Source organism: Rugamonas sp. (assembly GCF_025354735.1).
In the GTDB taxonomy this organism is placed as follows: domain Bacteria; phylum Pseudomonadota; class Gammaproteobacteria; order Burkholderiales; family Burkholderiaceae_D; genus Rugamonas.
The window spans coordinates 1-8,478 of record NZ_JANXMI010000301.1 but is presented as its reverse complement, the minus strand read 5'-3'; the positions used below and the strand labels follow the sequence as shown (position 1 = coordinate 8,478).

At 62.9% G+C, this 8,478-nt stretch carries 10 protein-coding genes; 6 read left to right on the top strand and 4 right to left on the bottom strand.

The window, feature by feature from the left end; genetic code table 11:
- The 4 genes from Q0S71_RS24845 to Q0S71_RS24830 all read right to left on the bottom strand — a co-directional run.
- Positions 1 to 727: aconitase family protein (locus Q0S71_RS24845; RefSeq protein ID WP_296001654.1), on the bottom strand; the 727-nt coding region annotated here is incomplete at its 3' end.
- A 116-nt stretch (positions 728 to 843) separates the two neighbouring features.
- The gene (locus tag Q0S71_RS24840) at positions 844 to 1,308 is read right to left on the bottom strand and encodes a hypothetical protein (RefSeq protein ID WP_296001651.1); all 465 of its coding nucleotides are present in this window, start codon (positions 1,306 to 1,308) and stop codon (positions 844 to 846) included.
- Entirely contained in the window at positions 1,308 to 2,426 is a 1,119-nt protein-coding gene (locus Q0S71_RS24835) for an aldolase/citrate lyase family protein (RefSeq protein WP_296001649.1), read from the bottom strand. The genes Q0S71_RS24840 and Q0S71_RS24835 overlap by 1 nt, the downstream gene beginning before the upstream one ends.
- Positions 2,427 to 2,560: 134 nt before the next feature.
- Entirely contained in the window at positions 2,561 to 3,550 is a 990-nt protein-coding gene (locus tag Q0S71_RS24830) for a malate dehydrogenase (protein WP_296001647.1), read from the bottom strand.
- Between the two features lie 363 nt (positions 3,551 to 3,913).
- Between Q0S71_RS24830 and Q0S71_RS24825 the strand changes: the two genes are divergently transcribed.
- The 6 genes from Q0S71_RS24825 to Q0S71_RS24800 form a co-directional block, all read left to right on the top strand.
- Entirely contained in the window at positions 3,914 to 4,759 is an 846-nt protein-coding gene (locus Q0S71_RS24825; RefSeq protein ID WP_296001645.1) for a GntR family transcriptional regulator, read from the top strand.
- A gap of 243 nt (positions 4,760 to 5,002) precedes the next feature.
- Positions 5,003 to 5,425, top strand: a complete 423-nt coding sequence (gene sdhC / locus Q0S71_RS24820) for a succinate dehydrogenase, cytochrome b556 subunit (protein WP_296001643.1) — start codon at positions 5,003 to 5,005, stop codon at positions 5,423 to 5,425.
- Positions 5,425 to 5,799: a succinate dehydrogenase, hydrophobic membrane anchor protein gene (gene sdhD, locus Q0S71_RS24815; protein ID WP_296001642.1), complete on the top strand. Its 375-nt coding sequence runs from the start codon at positions 5,425 to 5,427 to the stop codon at positions 5,797 to 5,799. Before sdhC ends, sdhD begins: the two co-directional genes overlap by 1 nt.
- Positions 5,800 to 5,801: 2 nt before the next feature.
- Entirely contained in the window at positions 5,802 to 7,577 is a 1,776-nt protein-coding gene (gene sdhA / locus Q0S71_RS24810; protein WP_296001641.1) for a succinate dehydrogenase flavoprotein subunit, read from the top strand.
- Between the two features lie 10 nt (positions 7,578 to 7,587).
- The gene (locus tag Q0S71_RS24805; protein WP_296001640.1) at positions 7,588 to 8,298 is read left to right on the top strand and encodes a succinate dehydrogenase iron-sulfur subunit; all 711 of its coding nucleotides are present in this window, start codon (positions 7,588 to 7,590) and stop codon (positions 8,296 to 8,298) included.
- Positions 8,299 to 8,356: 58 nt separating this feature from the next.
- Positions 8,357 to 8,478 (top strand): succinate dehydrogenase assembly factor 2 (locus tag Q0S71_RS24800; RefSeq protein ID WP_296001656.1); only part of this gene is annotated, 122 nt, incomplete at its 3' end.

The window sequence follows — 8,478 nt, the reverse complement described above, 5'->3', positions numbered from 1 at the left end:
GGAAGTAGACCGGCTGGCCCAGCATGCCGGCTTCGGCTTCGATGCCGCCCACGCCCCAGCCGACCACGCCGATGCCGTTGATCATGGTGGTGTGCGAGTCGGTGCCGACCAGGGTGTCGGGGTAGTAGACGCCGTCGGCGGCCTTGTGCACGCCGCGCGCCCGGTATTCCAGGTTGACCTGGTGGACGATGCCGAAGCCAGGAGGGACGACGCCGAAGGTGTCGAAGGCTTGCATGCCCCATTTCATGAACTGGTAGCGCTCGTTGTTGCGCGAGAATTCCAGCTTCATGTTCAGGTCCAGCGCGTTCGGCTCGCGGAAGTGGTCGATGGTGACCGAGTGGTCGACCACCAGGTCGACCGGCACCAGCGGCTCGATTTTTTTCGAGTCGATGCCCATCTTGTGGGCCACGTTGCGCATCGCGGCCAGGTCGGCCAGCAGCGGCACGCCGGTGAAGTCTTGCAGCACGACGCGCGCCACTACGAACGGGATCTCGTCGGTACGGTCGCCGGTCGGCGCCCAGCTGGCGAGCTGCCTGATGTGCTCTTCGGTGACCTTCTTGCCGTCGCAATTGCGCAGCACCGATTCGAGCACGACGCGGATCGACACCGGCAGGCGGGAGACGTTGATGCCCAGGCTTTTTTCCAGTGCCGGCAGGGAGTAGAACTTACCCTTCTTGCCAGCGGCGATGTTGAAATCCTTGAGCGTGTTCAGAGTGTTGCGTGACATGACCTCTCCTTCAGTGGGGTTCATCTGTTATTGATATTGAGCGTAAAACGTCAACGTGAAACGGTGCGGCCAGGCGCCCGTGGCGGCGCGCCCCTTAAAACGGTGTCGCCGAGGGCCTAGCCCTTGTCGACCAGCGCGGCGGCGGGCGCGGCGCTGGCGGCCGGCTTCATCTGCTCGGCGTCCTTGCATTCATTGGCCAGCTGGTGATTCTGCTTCGAATCGAGCAGCATGCCCTTGGCCGGTATGCCGATCCAGATCAGGCCATAGAATTTGTTTTCGAAGCGCTCGGCGCCGGTCGTCGTGTCGACGCGCGTCAGTCGGTTCAGGCGCTTCTTCCAGCGCAGCGCGATGTGCTGGTCGTCGCCGGCGTTGCGGTAAATGGTGATCTTGTTGCCGAGCTCGCAATCGAGTTCGGTGACCTGGTCGTCCTTGGTGTCCGGTTCGTCCGCTTCCGGGTCGGCCGCTTTCGGCGCGGCCTGGACCGTTTTGGCCTTGGAGGTTTTCTTGGTGGCGGCGTGCGCGGGCAGGGTGGCGACGCCGAAGGCGAGGCTGCTGGCCAGGATGAATTTAAGCAGGGACATCAGAGTGATTCCGTAGGGTGGGCGGCCGCGTTGTCAGCGATGTTCGCGGCCGTGTTTTTAGCGATATCGCCGGCGGAGTGTTCAGCTGCGCCCGCGACGGCGTTGGCCGGCGCGGCGACGGGTTCGGCGGCGCTGGCGGCGTAGCTGGCGTTGAGCAGCGCGCCGACCGTGTCCGGGATTTGCAGGCCGGCCAGCTTGGCGCGTTGCAGGACGGACCAGTAATAGCGGTAGCTGGCGCGGTCGTGCAGGCGGCCGTTCTGGGCGATCGGGCCCCACTGCACCTGGCCGGCTTCGTGCAGGATGCTGGCGGCCTCGTTCACTTCCGAGGCGCGCGGCGTGAAGGCCTTGATGATGGGCTTGATCTGGTCGGGATGGATGCTCCACATGCGCGTGTAGGCGAATTCGGCGGCGGCGCGCTGGGCATCGTTGGCGGCGACGGCCGTGTCCTTGATTTCGGTGGTCACATTATGCGACGGCACCTTGCCGTGGGCGTGGCAGGCGGCGGCGATTTCCAGCTTGGCGCGCACCACCAGCGGGTGCGTGAACTGGCCCGGCGTGCGCATGGCGTTGGCCGAAATCGCGCCGTAGTGGGCCGACACGAAATCCATGATGCCGAACGACAGGCACTGCACCTGGGGCAGCGCGGCGATGGCGTAGGCGTCGCGCAGGGCGCCGTGGGTTTCGATCAGCACGTGCACCGGCAAGTCCATGCGGCCGGCCTGCCGCGCGTGCAGGTTGACCAGCTCGATGGCGAACATCACTTCCTGCACGCTGTTCACTTTCGGGATGACGATGTAGGCCAGCTTGGCGGCGGCCGTGCAGATCAGGGCGACGTCACGCGCGAAGTACGGGCTGGCGACATCGTGCACGCGGGCGCCGATGCGGTTGAACTGGTTTTCGTCGGAGGCCAGCAGCGTGGCGACCAGGCGCGCGTGCGCTTCCTCGTTGCCGGCGCTGGCGCCGTCTTCGCAGTCGAGCGTGATGTCGAACAGCGGGCCAAGTTCTTGTTGCAAGGCGATCGATTTACGCATCAGCTTTTCGGAGCCGGCGTAATGGTCGCAGGCCGGTAGCAGTATCGGCTGGCGATTGCCCTGGAATAAAACCTCGGATGGATGCATGGGGGCTGGGCTTGGTGTGGCGATGGGGGCTAAGGGAGCAAGGGGGGCAGCGGACAAACCCGCCGCGCTGCTCTCGGCGGCGCGGCGGGTGCGGCGGATCGGCGGTTTAACCGGTTCCACGGGCTGAGGAAGAATTAAGGCAGCAGGTGCTTGACGCCTTCGCGTTCTTCGGTCAGTTCCTTGAGCGTGAGGTTGATGCGCTCTTGCGAGAAGGCGTCGATTTCCAGGCCCTGGACGATGGTGTACTCGCCGTTGGCGGTGGTGACCGGGAAGCCGAACATGGTGCCTTCCGGAATGCCGTAGGAACCGTCGGACGGGATGCCCATCGTGGTCCACTTGCCGGCCGTGCCGACGTGCCAGTCATGCATGTGGTCGATGGCCGCGTTGGCCGCCGACGCCGCCGACGACAGGCCGCGCGCTTCGATGATGGCCGCGCCGCGCTTGCCGACGGTCGGCAGGAAGGTGTTGGCGTTCCATTCCTGGTCGTTGATCAAGTCCTTGATCAATTTGCCGCCGACGGTGGCGAAGCGGTAGTCGGCGTACATGGTCGGCGAGTGGTTGCCCCACACGCACAGCTTTTCGATGTCCTTGACGGCGGTGCCGGTCTTGGCCGCGACCTGCGACAGCGCACGGTTGTGGTCCAGGCGCAGCATGGCGGTGAAGTTTTTCGATGGCAGCGACGGCGCCGATTTCATGGCGATGTAGGCGTTGGTGTTGGCCGGGTTGCCGACCACCAGCACCTTGACGTTGCGCGAGGCGACGGCGTCGAGCGCCTTGCCCTGCACGGTGAAGATCTGGGCGTTCGCTTCCAGCAGGTCCTTGCGTTCCATGCCGGGGCCGCGTGGACGGGCGCCGACCAGCACGGCGAAGTCGACATCCTTGAAGGCCGTCATCGGATCGGCGTGGGCGGTCATCTCGGTCAGCAGCGGGAAGGCGCAATCGTCGATTTCCATCATGACGCCCTTGAGCGCCTTCTGTGCTTTTTCGTCAGGAATTTCCAGCAGTTGCAGGATGACCGGCTGGTCTTTGCCGAGCATGTCGCCGTTGGCGATGCGGAACAGCAGAGCGTAGCCGATTTGACCGGCGGCGCCGGTGACAGCAACACGCATTGGGGTTTTAGCCATGATGAATCTCCAAAGTGGGTATGAAAACGTTCTTGAAGCGGGCCTACGCTGAATCGGGAAAACAGTAATGATACCAAATGCGGCGGCTTATTCTCACCGCTTATTTTGCCGATGATTTCAGACCGTGCCAATGAGGTACCATGGACCACTTGCCCGGCCACTCAAGCGCCGGCCAGCGCCGGGGCTGGAACTATGCTTTTCTCGGCCATGGCGGCTGGTCCGTCATTCCAGAAATCGCATCGCTGGCGAGTTTAGGCCCGTCGGCTGCATCTGTCAATCATATCTTATGTCTTATATAAGACGTATAAGTTATCTGTCGTTTTTGCTGGACGGGGAGGGGGTTTTGTGGTGAAATCTTGGTCTATGAATCCTGTCACGCCCATAGTCCCACCCAACCAGAGCAACACCTCCACCGCTGCCGGCGCAAGCGGGGCGGCCGCTCCGGCCCCGGGATTGGCGGCGGCCGGCGGCGCGGCCAACCCGGCCGGCGGCGCGCCCACCTTCTCCCCGCTGTATCAGCAAATCAAGGCGCTCATCACGCAAAGCCTGCAATCGGGCGAGTGGAAGCCGGGCGAGCTGATCCCGAGCGAAATCGAACTGGCCAACCGCTTCAAGGTCAGCCAGGGCACGGTGCGCAAGGCCATCGACGAGCTGGCGGCCGAAAACCTGGTCATGCGGCGCCAGGGCAAGGGCACCTTCGTGTCGACCCACCACGAGGCGCGGGCCCACTTCCGCTTCCTGCGCCTGATGCCCGACGAGGGCGTGCCGCACTATCCGGAAAGCAAATTCATCGAAGTCAAACGGATGCGCGCGCCGGCCGACGTGGCGCGCCTGCTGGACCTGAAATCGGGCGACGCCGTCATCTACATCAAGCGCGTGCAATCGTTCGACGGCCGTCCCACCATCGTCGAAGAACTGTGGCTGCCGGGTCAGACCTTCAAGGGGCTGACCGCCGAGCGCCTGGTCGAATACAAGGGGCCGATGTACGGCTTGTTCGAATCCGAATTCGGCACCCGCATGATACGGGCCGCCGAAAAAATCCGCGCCGTCTGCGCCGACGCGGCCGACGCCGAACTGTTGCAGATGGCGGTGGGCACGCCGCTGCTGTGCGCCGAGCGCGTCTCGTTTACGTATGGGGATAAACCGGTCGAGCTGCGCCGCGGCTTGTACTCGACCGCGCGACACCATTACCAAAACGACTTGAACTGATGTCCGCCATGCGCTTTTTTCATGAACGCGCAATGTCGTCGAAACCGCTTGTGGTGTCGAAAATACATCGGACTGTGTCATCAGCCCGCTGCGCCAGCCTGCCGCATCAGCGTGCCGCCGATGTTGCAAAAGACTATTTTTGTTCTATGTAACAATAGATATTGGTTATCACCGTGAAAATCGGCGAAAATCGCAGTCTCAATTGTTTGTCCTAAGTTTGTCCTATGCCTAAAGGGGGTCTTTATGTCTGAAGCCGTAAGGGAAGTGCCAAAAAAAGAACGGCCGGAGTTCCGTAATATTCATGTCACGGAATTGTCTAACTATCGCTTGCCTTTGGCCGGCATCGTCTCGATTCTGCACCGCATCAGCGGTTTCCTCATGTTCGCGCTGCTGCCGTTCGTGCTCTACCTGCTGCAACAGAGCCTGACGTCGGAAATCTCCTTCGCCTACTTCCAGGGCTTCGCGCAGCTGATCGTCGTCAAGCTCATCATCCTGGCCCTGGTCTGGGGATATATGCAGCATTTCTGCGCCGGCGTGCGCCACCTGTTCATGGACCTGCACATGGGCCTGACCAAGGAAAAAGCCCGTCAATCGGCCGCCAGTGTGATCGTCGTCAGCCTGGCGCTGACGCTGCTGGTCGCCCTCAAACTGTTCGGAGTGTTCTAATGGCTAACAACGTCAACAACAACGTCGGCCCTAAACGCCTGGTCGTCGGCGCCCACTACGGCCTGCGCGACTGGCTGGCCCAGCGCGTCACCGCCGTCGTCATGGTGGTCTACACCTTCACGCTGCTGATCGCCTTCCTCACCGGCCAGAACTTCACGTATGAAGGCTGGGCCGGCCTGTTCGCCCAGCAGTGGTTCAAACTGTTCAGCGCCGTGACCCTGTTCGGCCTGTTCTTCCATGCCTGGATCGGCATGCGCGACATCTGGATGGATTACGTCAAGTCCGTCGGCCTGCGCCTGGTCCTGCAAATTGCTACCCTGATCTGGCTGATCGCCTGCGCGTTCTACGCCGTGCAAATTCTCTGGAGTGTTTAATCGTGGCAGCATACAAATCTGCAATCCCTACCCGCCGCTTTGACGCGGTCATCATCGGCGCCGGCGGCTCCGGCATGCGCGCGTCGCTGCAACTGGCCGAGGCCGGCCTGAACGTCGCCGTGCTGTCGAAAGTCTTCCCGACCCGCTCCCACACCGTGGCGGCGCAGGGCGGCATCGGCGCCTCGCTCGGCAACATGGCCGAGGACAACTGGTTCTGGCATATGTTCGACACCGTCAAGGGCGGCGACTATCTGGGCGACCAGGATGCCATCGAATTCATGTGCCGCGAAGCGCCGAAAGTGGTCTACGAGCTGGAACACTTCGGCATGCCCTTCGACCGCAATCCCGACGGCACGATCTACCAGCGCCCGTTCGGCGGCCACACCGCCAACTTCGGTGAAAAAGCCGTGCAGCGCGCCTGCGCCGCGGCCGACCGCACCGGCCACGCCTTGCTGCACACGCTGTACCAGCGCAACGTCAAGGCCCGCACCCACTTCTTCGTCGAGTGGATGGCGCTGGACCTGATCCGCGACGCCGAGGGCGACGTCATCGGCGTCGTCGCGCTGGAAATGGAAACCGGCGAATGCATGATTTTGGAAGCCAAGACCACCATCATGGCCACCGGCGGCGCCGGCCGCATCTTCGCGGCCTCGACCAACGCCTTCATCAACACCGGCGACGGCATGGGCATGGCGGCGCGCGCCGGCCTGCCTTTGCAGGACATGGAGTTCTGGCAGTTCCACCCGACCGGCGTGGCCGGCGCGGGCGTGCTCATCACCGAGGGCGTGCGCGGCGAGGGCGGCATTCTGATCAACTCCGAAGGCGAGCGCTTCATGGAGCGCTATGCGCCGACGCTGAAGGACCTGGCGCCGCGCGATTTCGTGTCGCGCTCGATGGACCAGGAAATCAAGGAAGGCCGTGGTTGCGGTCCGAACAAGGACCACGTGATGCTGGACCTGCGCCACATCGGCGCCGACACCATCGCCAAGCGCCTGCCGTCGATCCTGGAAATCGGCCACAAGTTCGCCAACGTCGACGCCACCAAGGAACCGATCCCGGTGGTGCCGACCATCCACTACCAGATGGGCGGTATTCCGACCAACATCCACGGCCAGGTCGTCGCGCCCGGCGCCGACGGCGCCAAGGTGGTCAACGGCCTGTACGCGATCGGCGAATGCGCCTGCGTGTCGGTGCACGGCGCCAACCGCCTCGGCACCAACTCGCTGCTCGACTTGCTGGTGTTCGGCCGCGCGGCCGGCAACCACGTGGTCGCGTCCAACCTGAAGCAGAAGGAAAACAAGCCGCTGCCGAAGGACGCCGCCGACTACGCCATGGGCCGTTTGAGCCACCTGGAAAACTCCAAGGGCACGGAAAAAGTGCAGGGCGTCGCCAACGACATCCGCGCCACGATGCAGAAATACTGCGGCGTGTTCCGCACCGACGCGCTGCTGACCCAGGGCTACAAGGAAATCATGGTGCTCGACGAACGCCGCAAGCACGTCGCGTTCAAGGACAAGTCCATGGTCTTCAACACGGCCCGCGTCGAAGCGCTGGAACTGGACAACCTGATCGAAGTGGCGAAAGCGACGATCACGTCCGCCGTGGCCCGCAAGGAATCGCGCGGCGCCCACGCCCACAGCGATTTCCCGCACCGCGACGACGACAACTGGATGAAGCACACCCTGTGGTTCTCGGAAGGCAACCGTCTTGACTACAAGCCGGTCGTGACCAAGCCATTGACGGTCGATACCTTCAAACCGAAACCACGTACTTTCTAAAGGTCAGAACATGGCACGCACTCTCAAACTGAAAATCTACCGCTACGATCCCGACCAGGATGCGAAGCCTTACATGCAAGACGTGACGGTGGAACTGAAAGACACCGACAAGATGCTGCTCGACGCGCTGCAGCGCATCAAGTCCGACGTCGACGACTCGCTGGCCCTGCGCCGCTCGTGCCGCGAAGGCGTGTGCGGTTCGGACGCGATGAACATCAACGGCAAGAACGGCCTGGCCTGCACCACCAACCTGAACGAGCTGACCGAGCCTATCGTGCTGCGTCCGCTGCCGGGCCTGCCGGTGATCCGCGACCTGATCGTCGACATGACGCAATTCTTCAAGCAGTACGATTCGATCAAGCCGTTCCTGATCAACGAATCGATCCCGCCTGAAAAAGAGCGTCTGCAAACGCCGACCGAACGCGAGGAACTCGACGGCCTGTACGAGTGCATCCTGTGCGCGTGCTGCTCGACGTCGTGCCCCTCGTTCTGGTGGAACCCGGACAAGTTCGTCGGCCCGGCCGGCCTGCTGCAAGCCTACCGCTTCATCGCCGACTCGCGCGACGAAGCCACCGGCGACCGTCTGGACAACCTGGAAGACCCGTACCGCCTGTTCCGCTGCCACTCGATCATGAACTGCGTCGACGTTTGCCCCAAGGGTTTGAACCCGAACAAGGCGATTGGCAAGATCAAGGAATTGATGGTCCGCCGCGCGATCTAAGCGGCACCACGCGGGCGGCGGCCTCGTCGCCCGTTTTCGTATAAAGTAGCACATCCATATGACTGAACCGAACAGCTCAGCGCATCAGGCCGACCCCGCCAACCGAGCGCGCCTGCGGTGGCGTTCCCGCCGGGGCCTGTTGGAAAACGACATTATCCTGACCCGTTTTCTCGATGCGCA

Bases quoted from the DNA above. Each gene is read 5' to 3' on its own strand.
- Q0S71_RS24840 (WP_296001651.1), bottom strand. From the start codon at position 1,308: ATGTCCCTGCTTAAATTCATCCTGGCCAGCAGCCTCGCCTTCGGCGTC.
- Q0S71_RS24835 (WP_296001649.1), bottom strand. From the start codon at position 2,426: ATGCATCCATCCGAGGTTTTATTCCAGGGCAATCGCCAGCCGATACTG.
- Q0S71_RS24830 (WP_296001647.1), bottom strand. From the start codon at position 3,550: ATGGCTAAAACCCCAATGCGTGTTGCTGTCACCGGCGCCGCCGGTCAA.
- Q0S71_RS24825 (WP_296001645.1), top strand. From the start codon at position 3,914: ATGAATCCTGTCACGCCCATAGTCCCACCCAACCAGAGCAACACCTCC.
- sdhC (WP_296001643.1), top strand. From the start codon at position 5,003: ATGTCTGAAGCCGTAAGGGAAGTGCCAAAAAAAGAACGGCCGGAGTTC.
- sdhD (WP_296001642.1), top strand. From the start codon at position 5,425: ATGGCTAACAACGTCAACAACAACGTCGGCCCTAAACGCCTGGTCGTC.
- Q0S71_RS24805 (WP_296001640.1), top strand. From the start codon at position 7,588: ATGGCACGCACTCTCAAACTGAAAATCTACCGCTACGATCCCGACCAG.